At 34.3% G+C, this 13897-nt stretch carries 11 protein-coding genes; 6 read left to right on the forward strand and 5 right to left on the reverse strand.

Translation table 11 applies throughout. The features are described 5' to 3' along the window. Positions 1 to 777: a methyltransferase domain-containing protein gene (locus tag ACFILU_RS02860; protein WP_375674698.1), complete on the reverse strand. Its 777-nt coding sequence runs from the start codon at positions 775 to 777 to the stop codon at positions 1 to 3. Between the two features lie 416 nt (positions 778 to 1193). Between ACFILU_RS02860 and ACFILU_RS02865 the strand changes: the two genes are divergently transcribed. The 4 genes from ACFILU_RS02865 (at position 1194) to parE (ending at position 5702) form a co-directional block, all read left to right on the forward strand. After that, positions 1194 to 1820 (forward strand): LemA family protein, encoded by a 627-nt coding sequence (locus ACFILU_RS02865; RefSeq protein WP_375674669.1) that lies wholly within the window; start codon positions 1194 to 1196, stop codon positions 1818 to 1820. After that, positions 1820 to 2671 carry a TPM domain-containing protein gene (locus ACFILU_RS02870; protein ID WP_375674671.1) on the forward strand — a complete coding sequence of 284 codons (852 nt, stop codon included), beginning with the start codon at positions 1820 to 1822 and terminating at the stop codon, positions 2669 to 2671. Before ACFILU_RS02865 ends, ACFILU_RS02870 begins: the two co-directional genes overlap by 1 nt. Positions 2672 to 2816: 145 nt before the next feature. Continuing rightward, positions 2817 to 3554 carry a lipoyl(octanoyl) transferase LipB gene (gene lipB / locus ACFILU_RS02875; RefSeq protein ID WP_375660573.1) on the forward strand — a complete coding sequence of 246 codons (738 nt, stop codon included), beginning with the start codon at positions 2817 to 2819 and terminating at the stop codon, positions 3552 to 3554. Between the two features lie 81 nt (positions 3555 to 3635). Beyond that, complete coding sequence (gene parE / locus ACFILU_RS02880; protein ID WP_375674673.1) at positions 3636 to 5702, forward strand: DNA topoisomerase IV subunit B; 2067 nt, start codon at positions 3636 to 3638, stop codon at positions 5700 to 5702. A gap of 17 nt (positions 5703 to 5719) precedes the next feature. On the opposite strand, the gene recJ is transcribed toward parE, so the two are convergent. Continuing rightward, complete coding sequence (recJ, locus tag ACFILU_RS02885; protein ID WP_375674675.1) at positions 5720 to 7504, reverse strand: single-stranded-DNA-specific exonuclease RecJ; 1785 nt, start codon at positions 7502 to 7504, stop codon at positions 5720 to 5722. Between the two features lie 296 nt (positions 7505 to 7800). Here recJ and rplM point away from each other — a divergent pair, with 296 nt between their 5' ends. Next, positions 7801 to 8265: a 50S ribosomal protein L13 gene (gene rplM / locus ACFILU_RS02890; protein ID WP_375674677.1), complete on the forward strand. Its 465-nt coding sequence runs from the start codon at positions 7801 to 7803 to the stop codon at positions 8263 to 8265. Between the two features lie 2 nt (positions 8266 to 8267). Continuing rightward, positions 8268 to 8753: a 30S ribosomal protein S9 gene (gene rpsI / locus ACFILU_RS02895; RefSeq protein WP_015856545.1), complete on the forward strand. Its 486-nt coding sequence runs from the start codon at positions 8268 to 8270 to the stop codon at positions 8751 to 8753. 311 nt (positions 8754 to 9064) lie between these two features. Here rpsI and ACFILU_RS02900 read toward each other — a convergent pair whose 3' ends face one another. The 3 genes from ACFILU_RS02900 to ACFILU_RS02910 form a co-directional block, all read right to left on the reverse strand. Then, positions 9065 to 9430 carry a response regulator gene (locus ACFILU_RS02900; RefSeq protein ID WP_005773308.1) on the reverse strand — a complete coding sequence of 122 codons (366 nt, stop codon included), beginning with the start codon at positions 9428 to 9430 and terminating at the stop codon, positions 9065 to 9067. Positions 9431 to 9970: 540 nt separating this feature from the next. Continuing rightward, a complete protein-coding gene (locus tag ACFILU_RS02905) occupies positions 9971 to 10330 on the reverse strand; it encodes a hypothetical protein (protein ID WP_375674679.1) in 360 nt (119 codons plus the stop codon). A 978-nt stretch (positions 10331 to 11308) separates the two neighbouring features. Then, positions 11309 to 11668 (reverse strand): hypothetical protein, encoded by a 360-nt coding sequence (locus tag ACFILU_RS02910; protein ID WP_375674680.1) that lies wholly within the window; start codon positions 11666 to 11668, stop codon positions 11309 to 11311. Positions 11669 to 13897: the final 2229 nt, after the last annotated feature.

The raw sequence follows: 13897 nt of genomic DNA on the forward strand, positions 1-13897 counted from the left end.
TTATCCTGCATACATATAGAGCTCACTTCGATACAAAAGCTCTAAATTACCTTGCACTTCATATTTCTTTGTCAATGCAACCAATTGCCGCAAATATTCTTCCCCATAGCAAGTAATAGCGCGTTGCGCTTGTGTTGAAGAGCGGCTCATTCCAATAAAAGCTTCAGATGGGATCATCATCGTCCAATTGTGCGTATGAAAAAAAATCTTTTCTGGATTTACCCCAAAGCCATCACTCATTTCCTGTAAAAAATCAAAATTACGATAATACCGGGAATAGTTCGGACTCATTTTCTCTAACAATGTCTCATAAGCCTCTAGAAATTCACTATGCTTGAAATCACGATTATTTTGAATAACAGCCATGACACCATTGACTCGAAGTTGTTCTGAAACAGAACAAAGCAACTTAGGACGATCCATCCACTGAAACGCTTGCGCTGCAATAACAAGATCAACCTCACCAATTTGAGGCAATAGGTCTTCGGCACGGCCCTGATACCACTGCACCGTAGGAAATTTTCTTCGCCCCTTCTTAATCATATCTGCCGATACATCGATAGCATGATATTGGTGCTCATTTCCTAAAAAATTAACAACTCCCTCTAGTGCGATACCTGTCCCAGCCCCCACATCCACAATGGACAAATGCTTTTTGTTCTTAAAAGGATGAGTAATAGTTTTAAATAAAGTAAGGGGATAGCGAGGACGATAACGATCATAATCATTAGCCAATCCATCAAACTTTTCACTTTGCCGCTGAACAGTTTCTATCATATGACTTTCACCCTCCTTCACAATTACTACCATACATAGTTAAAAAGCCCTTTTTTGTCCAAATATATTAAGCACACCTTCTAAAGGAGAGAAAATAAGAACTGCCCTTACCGACTATCTTTCCATAAGATTGATACTTACATTTTGCTCTTTTCCAATTGTTATCTACACGTTGTGAAACCCAAAACTCCTACGAAAATAATGTAATTTTCTGTAATAATAATTGATATAAATATTATTGATCTTTTATAAGATGACATCTATATTATTATTTTAATATCAAATCACTTAAGCGTACCTAAAACACATAGAGATATCAATTTATTAATAAATACACCTGTTTGTAAAGTTCAAAATACTTTCCACCAAGAAAATAAACCCTATATAATACATAAAATATCTGTGGAGACATCTTTATGTTAAATGTACAAACTTCTTCAATGTTTAAAATATTAAAACAATTTCCAATCGTGTTTTTTTTGGCATGGTTAGTGCCATTTTTAAGTGGGTGCGGGTTTAATACGATACCAACAAATGAAGAAAAAGCACATGCAGCATGGAGTGAAGTGCTCAATCAATATCAACGTCGTACAGATCTCATCCCCAATCTTGTAGAAACAGTTAAAGGTTACGCAGCTCATGAACAAAGCGTTTTCACAAATGTAATTGAGGCACGTGCAAAAGCAACACAAGTCAATATTAATGCAGATATGTTGAATAATCCAGAAGTTATGCAGCAATATCTCAAAAATCAAGCAAATTTATCAAGTGCCCTTTCGCGACTTATGGCTGTTGTCGAAAACTATCCGGATCTTAAAGCAAACCAGAACTTTCTTGCTCTTCAATCACAATTAGAAGGAACAGAAAACCGAATTTCCGTTGCGCGCCGCGACTATATTGAAACAGTACGTGCTTACAATACTGCACTCAAAACAATGCCGACGATGATTTGGGCAAAGCTATGGTTTCGTGATGCTAAACCTATGCCTACTTTTACCATCGATACTGATAGCCAACAAACACCAAAGGTTAATTTTAATTAATGAAATCATTTCGATACTCTTTGCAACGTATTGTATTTTCACAATTATGGGCTTTTATCTGCTCTCTGTATTTAGTTGCTGCATTGGGAAGTATCGCTTGTTCGCAAATAAAATTTCCTCCCTTAACCGGCTATATCAACGATGTAGCTCATTTGCTCGATAATGCAACCAAGGAAGGCTTGACAAAAAAGCTGGCAGCACTCGAAGAGAAAACGGGAGATCAAATTGTTCTTGTGACGCTCCCTACTCTTTCGGGAAATGATATAGAAACATACAGCAATTCTCTTTTTCGTACATGGAGATTAGGTCAAAAACAAATCAATAACGGCATATTAATCCTCATTGCACCAAATGAACGCAAAGCACGTATTGAGGTAGGCTACGGTCTGGAAGGAGAACTAACAGATGCCATTTCCTCTGTCATTATTAATAGCTTCATGATTCCTAATTTTCGTGAAGGAAATTATCAAAAAGGAATTGTCGAATCCGTTCACGCAATTATCAAAATGATCACACAAAGTGATGCTGATTTTTCTTTTCGAATCAATAAAAAAGCTAAAGCTGTTGAAGAACAACGCAAACAAGCTGAAAAAGAAGAAATGATTATAAATACAATCACGTTCCTCATTCTCTTTATAGTCGTTGGTTTGCCCATTCTTGCTATGATTTTTGGTAAAAAAATAGGTCCACAAAAGTATCTCTGGCTGGGGATCATCTTCACACCTTGGTTTCTTAACTTAAGTGCCGGTGGCAGATATCCTGGTGGAAGATTCGGTGGTCCTCGAGGTGGAGGGGGCTTTAGGGGTGGTGGTGGATCATCAGGTGGGGGCGGTGCAACAGGAAGATGGTAAAAGGAGCGTGGATTTTTAAGCGTAGTAAATCTTCTTAAGATAAATTTATGAACGTATTCTCTTTTATTCAACAATTCTATACCTTACTCTGTAATCACTTTTATTGATTACAATATAAACTCAAACATCAAGATAAATATTACCAATGACATTTGAATTGAAACATACGGATCGTAATCACTTATCACATCATTTTAATGCAATTCTAGGAAATCCACCCGTTGAATGGAAGATAAGTGATCATCTAGTTGAGTATCCTGAAGCTCTGCGTTATATGCAAGAACGTGTAGAAAAAATTCTTGCAAAAACCGCGCATGAACAAGTTTGGCTTCTTGAACACCCTTCCCTTTATACAGCGGGAACGAGTGCAAATAAAAAAGATCTTTTGGCGCCTAATTTATTCCCTGTTTATGAAGCAGGACGTGGAGGTGAATTTACATATCACGGTCCAGGACAGCGTATTGCTTATATCATGCTTGATCTTAAACGCCGAAAACAAGACATTCGTGCTTTCATTAGTGCATTAGAAGAATGGATCATACAGATGCTTGCAAACTTTAATATTAAAGGCGAACGCAGAGAAGATCGCGTTGGTGTCTGGGTTAAACAATCTCATTGCCCATCAAAACAAAATGATCTCTCTTCCGAAGATAAAATTGCAGCTATTGGCATTCGAGTGCGAAAATGGATAAGTTTTCATGGAGTTTCTATCAATGTTAATCCTAATTTAGCCCATTATTCAGGAATTGTTCCTTGTGGAATTACAAACCACGGTGTAACAAGCTTTCTTGATCTAGGTTGCCCTGTAGCAATGCATGATATTGATATTGCTCTCAAACACGCTTTTGAACAAATTTTTGGTCCAACAATTGATGTTTTCTAAGTGCATTGATTTTTAAATAAAAAACAGGCATAAAATTATTTTAATAAATATTTTATTTTATGAGGTAGATAGTTAAACGCTATGAGCGATAACAAAAAGGATCTTTTTAGTGTTTTAAATAAAGCCCAATCTCGGGTAAATACAAAAGAAAACACTCTGCAGCCTCCAATGAAATCAAAAGCGATGATTTCAAGAAAAAGTGCAAAAGATACGCAAGAAGATGACTATAATGCCCTCTCTATTCGAGTTCTTGAGGGTTTAGAGCCCGTGCGTTTACGCCCTGGAATGTATATTGGTGGAACAGACAGTAAAGCGCTTCATCATTTATTTGCCGAAATTATTGATAACGCGATGGATGAAGCTGTTGCGGGTTATGCAGATTCTATTGAGGTCTCATTAGATAGGAACGGTTATATAACCGTTACAGATAATGGACGCGGTATTCCTATCGAAAATCATCCTCAAATGCCTGAGACATCTACTCTTGAAGTTATTATGACACAACTCCACTCCGGGGGAAAATTTGATGGAAAGGCTTATCAAACTGCAGGTGGACTTCATGGAGTAGGAATTTCTGTCGTCAATGCTCTTTCTGATGATATGGAAGTTGAAGTTGCACGAGAACGAAAACTGTACCGCCAACGTTTCTCACGCGGTATTCCTCAATCTGGATTGGAAGATCTGGGAGATGTTTATAATCGTCGTGGTACGCGCGTTCGTTTTCATCCTGATCATGAAATTTTTGGTGAAAAAGTAGCTTTTGATCCAGAAAAAATCTATAAGATGACATGCTCCAAAGCCTATCTTTTTGGTGGCGTAAAAATTCGCTGGACTTGTGATCCCGTCATACTTGAAGGCGTAAAAAATATTCCTGAAAAAGCTGTTTTTCATTTTCCCAATGGACTTAAAGACTATTTACTTGCGTCACTAAAAGATGAATATCGAGTAACGTCAGAAATTTTTTCTGGCAAAACACAACACAATAATGGCCATGGCTCCGTTGAATGGGCTATCGCTTGGCATGGTGGTGATTCTTGTGTGCAATCTTACTGCAATACGATTCCTACAGGAGAAGGCGGAACACATGAAATAGGATTACGTCAAGCTCTTTTGCGTGGATTGAAATCCTACGCTGAGTTAATAGGAAACAAGCGCGCAGCGATTATTACGTCTGACGATATTATGATTTCAACAGCCGCAATACTTTCAGTCTTTATCAGTAACCCTGAATTTGTTGGACAAACAAAAGATCGCTTAGCAACCATTGAAGCACAGCGTATCGTTGAGAATGCAATCCGCGATCCTTTTGATCATTGGTTAGCAAATTCCCCGCAAGAAGCAACAAAACTTCTCGATTGGGTTATTGAACGTGCTGAAGAACGTGTTAGACGACGCCAAGATAGAGAAATAAGTCGAAAAACTGCTGTCCGCAAATTACGTCTGCCCGGTAAACTTGCAGATTGTAGCCAGAACCATGCTGTGGGTGCTGAACTATTCATTGTTGAAGGGGATTCTGCAGGAGGATCTGCTAAACAAGCAAGAAATAGAGCAAACCAAGCAATTTTACCTCTTCGTGGTAAAATCTTAAATGTCGCCAGTGCTGCACATGAAAAAATGAACTCAAGCCAAACAATTAGCGATCTTATCCTTGCTCTTGGATGTGGAACACGCTCCAAGTATCGTGAAAAAGATCTCAGATATGAACGTATTATCATCATGACAGATGCTGATGTTGATGGTGCTCATATTGCGTCACTGCTCATTACCTTCTTCTTTCAAGAAATGCCTGACCTTATTCATCAGGGACATTTATATCTCGCCGTCCCTCCCCTTTATAGAATATCGCAAGGAGGAAAAGTTGCTTATGCTCGTGACGACATTCATAAGGATGAATTGCTCCAAACTGAATTTACTGGAAAAGCTAAAATCGAAATCGGGCGTTTTAAAGGGCTGGGTGAAATGCGCGCAGAACAACTTAAAGAAACGACTATGCATCCTCAAAAACGTACATTGCTTCGTGTTTCTATTGATGCCGTGGAAATGCAAGAAACGAAAAAGACTGTAGAAAGTCTCATGGGAACAAAACCAGAAGCACGATTTCGTTTCATACAAGAAAATTCTACTTTTGCTTCTAATCTAGACATCTAATGTAAAAAATATCCCTTTCAAACCACTGCGGCTGCGTCAATCACGCGCAGCTGCGGATTGATCGTTCCATTCCAATAATTCAAACTAAGATGACCAGCTAAATGAATCATTTCACCAATATTTTCAAAAAGAAAATCACCAAGCGATGTCCCTACAGCACGAAAAGCAATTCCTTGCAGTTTTTTTCCTTCAACATTAGATACAATGAGGCGAAGATGTCCTTTACCAACTTCAGATAGATTCACCAGTCGATGAGAGGGAAGAACAAAAACAGGTGTTGCATTCCCTGCCCCAAATGGCCCTGCTTTTTCAAGCAATTCAAACAGCGCTTCATTAACACCAGAAGCAGAAAGAGAACCATCTATACTAAGAGATTTTTTTGCACGCAACTCAGAAACCATTAAAGAAACTTTTTCTTCTAGCCATTTTCGAAAAATTTCAATTTTTGTTGATTGAATTGTAATTCCTGCTGCCATACTATGTCCCCCTCCTTTTTCTAATAAATTTAATGTAACAGCTTCACGAACGAGTGCTCCTAAATCTATACCATTAATTGAGCGTCCCGACCCTACGCCATTTCCATCTTCTTTCAAAGCAATAGCAAAAACAGGACAAAAAAAACGCTCTTTGAGACGGGAAGCAAGAATACCAATAATTCCCGGATGCCATTCTTTATGTGAAATTACAAGCGATAATGGTATTTCTTGATCTTGATAAAGAGAAGTAATGTAAGATTCCGCTTGTGCTAATTGAATGTTCTCCATTTCTTGGCGTTCTTGATTAAGCCGATCTAATTGTTCTGCTATTCTGTCCGCTTCATCTTTATTCTCACAGCTAAGTAAACGTGCTCCCAAAGCTTGATCACCAATGCGCCCTCCTGCATTAATTCTAGGACCTAACAAAAAACCTAAGTGAAAACTATTAAGCGGCTCCCCTATTCGTGCAACCTTTGTTAAAGCTGTTATTCCTAGATTATGCATAGAACGAGCAACTTGAAGCCCTTTTATCACAAAAGCACGGTTAACCCCCTGTAATGGAACGACATCACATATGGTTGCCAATGCAACAAGATCAAGCATACTTAAAAGATCAGGCAGCTGCCCTTGGAATTGTTTTTTCCGCAGCAAATGATGAACCCAAGCTAACGTAACAAAAACAACGCCAGCTGCACATAAATGCCCCTGTTTAGAAAAATCATCAGGGCGATTAGGATTGACAAGAGCAACGGCTTCTTGATGAATCTCTGACATTTGATGATGATCTAAAATCACAACATCAGCACCAGCAAGCCTCGCTGCTTTTACGGCATCAGGACTGTTTGCGCCACAATCAACAGTGATAATTAACCGAGCGCCTTCTTGCACAAGCATCCTCATTGCTTGTTCATTAGGACCATAGCCTTCAACAATACGATCAGGAATATAAATTTTGACTTCAATACCAAAATAACGAAAAAAACGCGCTATGAGTGCCGATGAACAAGCACCATCAACATCATAATCACCAAAAACAGCAACCTGTTCTTGATTGAGAAGAGCCTTAACAATACGCTCTGCAGCGCATTGCATATCCCTAAAACTTTCTGGATCAGGCATAAGCGTACGTAATGTTGGATTAATAAAAGCAACAGCCTCAGCTTCATCCACATCTCTTGCTGAAAGTACTCGAGCTAACTGATCTGGAAAGCCAAATTTTTGAGAAATAGCGCGCGCATTATTTATCCCTTGAACATCAAGGGCATCTAACCAAGCTTGACCACAAGCAGAAGATTCAACATTGAGAAAATAACGAGACCACTGCATTATTTCTTATTTTATAATGAAGAACAATAAAATACAATCATGCGTTAAAGATAAAATAGTTTTTTGCAACATTCATTTTAAGTTTAAATGGTCTACAAACTTCTTTTAATGGGGTATTATAATACCTTTCTCATAACATGTTGTTTTATAAAGTTTTTATTTTCTCTTGACGTCAATCAAAAGACATTATATCAGAGCAAGTAGTATGCGTTAAATATTTCGCTATGGTAACAATTTTCAACGCAAAACAGTAAAAATTCCCTTATATTAAAAGGGTTCTAATAAAGGATACTTCTATGGCAACTTTTTCACAAAAGCCAACTGAAGTGGTGAAAAAATGGGTTATTATTGACGCAGAAAACCTTGTTTTGGGTCGTCTTGCCACATTTGTTGCTAACCGCTTACGTGGCAAACATAAAGCTACATTTACTCCACATGTTGATGATGGTGACAACGTTATTGTCATTAATGCAGATAAAATAGCTCTCACTGGCAAAAAATATACGGATAAAAAATATTATTGGCATACCGGCTATATTGGTGGAATCAAACAACGTACAGCACGTCAACTTCTTGAGGGGCGTTTTCCCGAACGCGTTATTGAAAAAGCAGTAGAGCGCATGATTCCTCGAGGGCCTCTTGGTCGCCGTCAATTGAAGAATCTACGTGTTTACGCTGGAAGCCAACATCCACATGAAGCACAACAGCCTGAATCTCTTGTCGTTGGTGCTTTAAACCGCAAAAACAAAAGGATTGCTTGATTATGGCTGAAATTAATTCTCTTTCTGAGCTTAGCATAGTAACAAGTATTACAGAAACACATGAAAATGTTGTTCCTGTCCACGTGCAAAAGCTTGATTCACAAGGACGTGCTTATGCAACAGGAAAGCGTAAAGACGCTGTTGCACGCGTATGGATTAAACCAGGTTCTGGAAAAATCACAATCAACAATAAGGAATTTGACAAATATTTCGCTCGTCCTGTTCTTAGAATGATTCTTCGTCAACCAATTGTTGCAACAAATAGGGATACCCAGTTTGATATTATTGCAACCGTTGCAGGCGGTGGTCTTTCCGGACAAGCCGGTGCAGTGCGCCATGGCATTTCCAAAGCTTTAACCTATTATGAACCAGAACTTCGCTCAATCTTGAAAAAAGGTGGTTTTCTTACCCGTGATAGCCGCGTTGTTGAACGTAAAAAATACGGTAAAGCAAAAGCACGTCGTTCTTTCCAATTCTCAAAGCGTTAATTTCAATTTTTGTACAATGCATAAAGCCTCGGACAAAACCGAGGCTTTTTCCCCTACTAAAACAGACTTTTAGATGAATGTAGGAACAAATCTATACCGATTAGAAAAAACAAAAATGCAAAACAACCTCCTCTCTTAAGATAAAAGGCAAGAAAATAAACCGAAAAATCTCGAAACTTCAGTTTCAATTTTTAAAATCTGTTTTACTAACTTGAATATATCCACGTGCTAAAGCAGAAAAATATTTGCACAAAAACTTTAGCAATTTTATAAGCTTTTCAATATTTTTTTCTATCATCACTTAACAAGCTTTAGTCCACAAAATGTTTTACCATTGTGATAAAATGAGGAACAGAAATAGGCTTTGACATATATTCTTCACATCCACTGGCACGAATTCGCTCCTCATCGCCTTTCATAGCAAAAGCTGTTACAGCAACAACAGGGATTGATCGAAGTTCTTCATCTTCTTTTAATTGTTTAATAACATCTATTCCAGAGACCTCTGGCAACTGGATATCCACAAGGATAAGAGATGGCATTGATGAACGCGCCAAATCTAATGCCATAAGACCATTACGCGTTTCAACAGTTTCATAACCACTCGCTTCTACAAGATCACGGAATAACTTCATATTAAGCTCATTATCTTCCACGATCATGACTTTTTTTGACATTCGTATAACTCCACCCTTCTCAAATAAAATAGAGAAATAGAAATGAATCCACATTCTCTTTGCTTAAGATAAAATGATAAAATGAATTGTAAACCACAAAGAGATTAAAAGATTCCAATAAAAGCATTTTTTACAAATATTTGTAAGACGCATCGCTATACTTATTCAGTTCATCAGCATAAAATCCACAATAACCATAAGTATTGTATTACCCTATATTTTTTGAGTGAATACGCACCGTTTATGAATATCTCAATTCCAGCATATGCATTTTCATCATAGAAAAAATATCAAATACAAACTTAGCTCAAATGCGTATTTTGAAGAGAAAAAATTTAATTAACTTTAAAAAGCAGCTGATTATTTAAATTTAATGTCCCCTATACTGCCATCCCCCAACAATATCTTAATGATATTAAAGGATAAATTTACCATATTATTAAAAGTAAAAAATAAATAAACCGTGATTAAATATCACGGTTTATTTAATATAAAATATTCAACAACAGAATAATTCAAAGTTCATCAAGGAATTATCTTTTAATTCAAAGCCCATGCACTATGAGCAAAAGCATCGAATGCTCTTCCACCTGTCTCTCTGTTAGGACTCGGCGGTTTTCTAGTAAAGAAATATACAAGATATGCGATTAAACCAAAAATCGCTGCCTCCATCCCCATTAAACCCGCGACTTTTTGGACATTTTTCTCAGCCCCTTGTCCTCCAAACTGGCTAATAATCATATCAACAGCTTTAATAACTCTATTTTCCTGTGTCATTACAGAAATGAAACCAGCATTTTGAAATCTATCATTTAAAGAATCAGCATTGGCTCCTAAAACCTGTGAAAAGAAAATAGCTACTGCAACAAAACATACTATACAATGCTTGAATATTTTCATCATAAACACCTATTACAATATTTAATAAAATAAATTTTCTTTACCGCCCCCTCTAAATAGAAAACATTACATCATCTATCGATAAAGTATATTTATCTTCTAATAACAAAAAATATAATACAAAATTTAATTAACAGTTTTATTTTAATTGTTAATTTTATATTATATTACATTTACAATATATCCGTTACATGTTTATTTGAATATTGTCAATTATTTTATTCGTGTTTTAATAATGTATAATTTAATGGTAAAAATGTATTAAAATAAAATTATTTTATTATTTTTATTATAATTTTATCTTTATTATCATAAATATTATTATGATATAATAATATCAATATATTGTTTTTTTAGTTACACGCAATGTTTTTTATTTTTTGTATAATATAGTAAGATAAATATTTTTAAAATTTACAAAAAACAAAAAAATATTTTATTGAAATATTCTATTAAAATAATTTTTTCTTAGTATAGATTGAGAAGAAATAGTTTTCCCAGCAAAAATTAGCGTAAGTACCAACTTAGCTTTTTGATTGAAAAAGCTAAATTAAGTAAGATAAGGGATAACTTTGGTGAACGCGCCAAATCTAATGCCATAAGGCCATTACACATTTCAAAGATTTCACAGCCATTCGTTTCTACAAGAACGTGGAATAATTTTAATAAAGTTCATTGTCTTTCAAGATTCTAACTTTCTAACATTAATATAATTCTACGACTTAGAGAAATAGAAATAAATACACATTCTTTCTAACCAAGATAAAATGATTAAAAATTTTAAACCTCAAAAAGACTATATTATGTCCAATAAAGTATTTCTGTAATAATATTAAAAAAGAGTACAGCCTAAAAACTTAAAGCTTAATGGGCATATTAATAAATATAAAAATAGCTAAACCGTGATTAGAAATCACGGTTTATTAATTATAAAAGATTCAAAAACAGAATAATTTAAAATTCATCAAATCAACATTTTTAATTAAGAGCCCATGCACTTCGAGTAAAAGCAGTGAATGCTTTTTCACCTGCGCTTTTTCTAGGATCCGGTGGCTTTCTAGTAAAGAAATATACAAGAAATGCGATTAAACCAAAAATCGCTGGCTCCATTCCTATCAAACCAGCCACCTTTTGGACATCTTTTTCTCTGCTTTGTTCCGAAAATTGACTAATAATCGCCTTAACAGTTTTAATAACTCTATTCTCTTTTTTCATTACAGAAATAAAATCAGCGTTTTGAAATCTACCATTTAAAGAATCGGCATTGGCTCCTAAAACTTGTGAAAAGAAAATAGCTACTGCAACAACACATGATATACAATGTTTAAATATTCTCATTATAATAACCTATTACAATATTTAATAAAACCTTACTCTCTAAACAGAAAACATCACATCATCTACCAATGATTCATATTTTCCTACTGAGAAGAGAATGATAATATAATACAAAAATAATTATCATTTTGTATTATATTTTTATTCTTTCCATATTTAATTTGTTTTGTCAATTATTCTATTTTTGTTTTAAGCTGACTGATTAGATGATAAAATTTTATTACAATAATATGATTATATTATTGTTTAAATTGTATTTTTTTCTTCAAAACGATTGATTTTCTTAATCACAACATTTTTAAATCACAACATAAAAAATATTACTAAATTGTCTTTTTTATTACACATAATGGATTTTTATATTGGTAGCATACAGTAAGCTAATTTTTTTCTTATTGTATGTTGAGAGGAAATAGCTAACCGAGTAAAAATTAAGAGATAATATTGATGAAACCGCCAACTTTAATCCATAAAGCCATTAAACATTTCAACGATTTTACGACAATTCGTTTCTACAGAATCGCAGAATAACTTCAGTTTAAGCTCATTATCTTCCACGATCATTACTTTTTGATATTAATAGTGCTCCACGCATTCAAAATAAAATAGAGAAATAGATAATGAATACAAATTCTCTCTCTAACCAAGGTTAAAAAGATAAAAAATGTAAACTATAAAGAAACAAAATAATACCTAATAAAAGAATTTTTGCAAATATTTGTAATACTCAGCATTATGTTTTTCAGTTTATAAAAATGAACTCCACAATAATCGTAAAATTATATTATTCTATATTTTTGAATCGATATGTAAAATTCATAGTTATCTAATGAATACCAATAAACTCACAAGTATTTTCATCGTAGCAAAGCTATCAATCACAAAAATTAACTCAAATACACATTTTGAAGAGAAAAAACTTACGTAACTTTGATATGCATAGATTTTTTTATCTGTAAGCAATCGGTAGTTTATATACCCAATTAAAAATTTATTCTTGTGATCTTATATTGTCTCAAACGCTTTTGTTATACATCAATGCGAGCGATGCAATAACAAATCAAAATAGAACTTACTTATGTAATTTTAAACAAAACTTTAAAATGGACCACACATGTTGTTAATGCATTGTTAAATGCAAAAACAATCACAAAACTGGAAAATAAAAAACTCATTATAAATGCTAATAACTTAACAGAATTTATTTTTTTGCTTTATATAATTTTTCAAAAAATTTGGTAAGAAGATATGAGTGATACGCGAAAAAGTTCTCAATCTTTTCAATCTCTATATCAAAAATCACATTATTTTCATCACTGATAATCAAAAACATATGATCGTTATCAGTTATTTTACAACATCAAATTAAAGCATTATTTTTGTTTATTGAAAAAGAAGCTGTCTGGATTTCTCTTTATTTTTTTGGACAAATTTAAAAACATAACTTTATTAATAACATATCTCATAATCTCTATAGAAAGATACTTAAATAAAGAATGCTATAAAAAATAAAATGAATATTATTGATGATTTTTTATAATATCAGTTTTAATATGCGCTTTAGAAGCATAATATAATTTAAATAAATTTATTAATAATATTAATAGTATTTAAAGTATCTATAACACTTAAAATTTCTGAACTAAAATATATAGACTTATAAATAATATACCATTAAAAGATATTCTAACAATATTTCTTAGACATATTTTTCATTAACATATCTACAAAATTATTATGATTTTAGAGATATATTGCTGATATTCTATAAATTACCGTACACAATTATAAAAATGATGCACAACTCTAAAAGCCCCCTACTAGAGCACCATTTATAGTGCTGCCTACTGCCTTCTCTTAGTGTAGCCCCCTCCACAGCAGCAGCTACGATTAACAGGAACTATACCATCTATTTTCTATTGCAACTGCACCCACTATACTTACGATTCCTCCAAGCACAGCACCTCCAACTGTCCCAACAGGCGCCACTATCATTGCTCCTGTTTGTCCTGTAGATTTTATTGTATCCCAATAATAACCCGAAGGACGGCATGAATTACCTGAAGCACGTGATGAGCTTGAACTCTCCTTTTTCTTTTATAGAAAAACGCATCATATCGATACAATTAAATTTGATTATTACGCGTTTTAGACAATTGTCAAACCTAATTTTAAATTAAAATAAAATAAAAACACCGTACAAACAATAATAATATTTGAAAATACTAT

Source organism: Bartonella sp. CL100XZDX, from assembly GCF_042195375.1.
Taxonomy (GTDB): Bacteria; Pseudomonadota; Alphaproteobacteria; order Rhizobiales; family Rhizobiaceae; genus Bartonella.

Excerpts from the sequence above, each read along its gene's own strand:
- ACFILU_RS02870 (WP_375674671.1), top strand. The coding sequence starts at position 1,820 with ATGAAATCATTTCGATACTCTTTGCAACGTATTGTATTTTCACAATTA.
- ACFILU_RS02905 (WP_375674679.1), bottom strand. The coding sequence starts at position 10,330 with ATGAAAATATTCAAGCATTGTATAGTATGTTTTGTTGCAGTAGCTATT.
- rplM (WP_375674677.1), top strand. The coding sequence starts at position 7,801 with ATGGCAACTTTTTCACAAAAGCCAACTGAAGTGGTGAAAAAATGGGTT.
- recJ (WP_375674675.1), bottom strand. The coding sequence starts at position 7,504 with ATGCAGTGGTCTCGTTATTTTCTCAATGTTGAATCTTCTGCTTGTGGT.
- ACFILU_RS02865 (WP_375674669.1), top strand. The coding sequence starts at position 1,194 with ATGTTAAATGTACAAACTTCTTCAATGTTTAAAATATTAAAACAATTT.
- rpsI (WP_015856545.1), top strand. The coding sequence starts at position 8,268 with ATGGCTGAAATTAATTCTCTTTCTGAGCTTAGCATAGTAACAAGTATT.
- ACFILU_RS02860 (WP_375674698.1), bottom strand. The coding sequence starts at position 777 with ATGATAGAAACTGTTCAGCGGCAAAGTGAAAAGTTTGATGGATTGGCT.
- ACFILU_RS02900 (WP_005773308.1), bottom strand. The coding sequence starts at position 9,430 with ATGTCAAAAAAAGTCATGATCGTGGAAGATAATGAGCTTAATATGAAG.
- lipB (WP_375660573.1), top strand. The coding sequence starts at position 2,817 with ATGACATTTGAATTGAAACATACGGATCGTAATCACTTATCACATCAT.
- parE (WP_375674673.1), top strand. The coding sequence starts at position 3,636 with ATGAGCGATAACAAAAAGGATCTTTTTAGTGTTTTAAATAAAGCCCAA.
- ACFILU_RS02910 (WP_375674680.1), bottom strand. The coding sequence starts at position 11,668 with ATGAGAATATTTAAACATTGTATATCATGTGTTGTTGCAGTAGCTATT.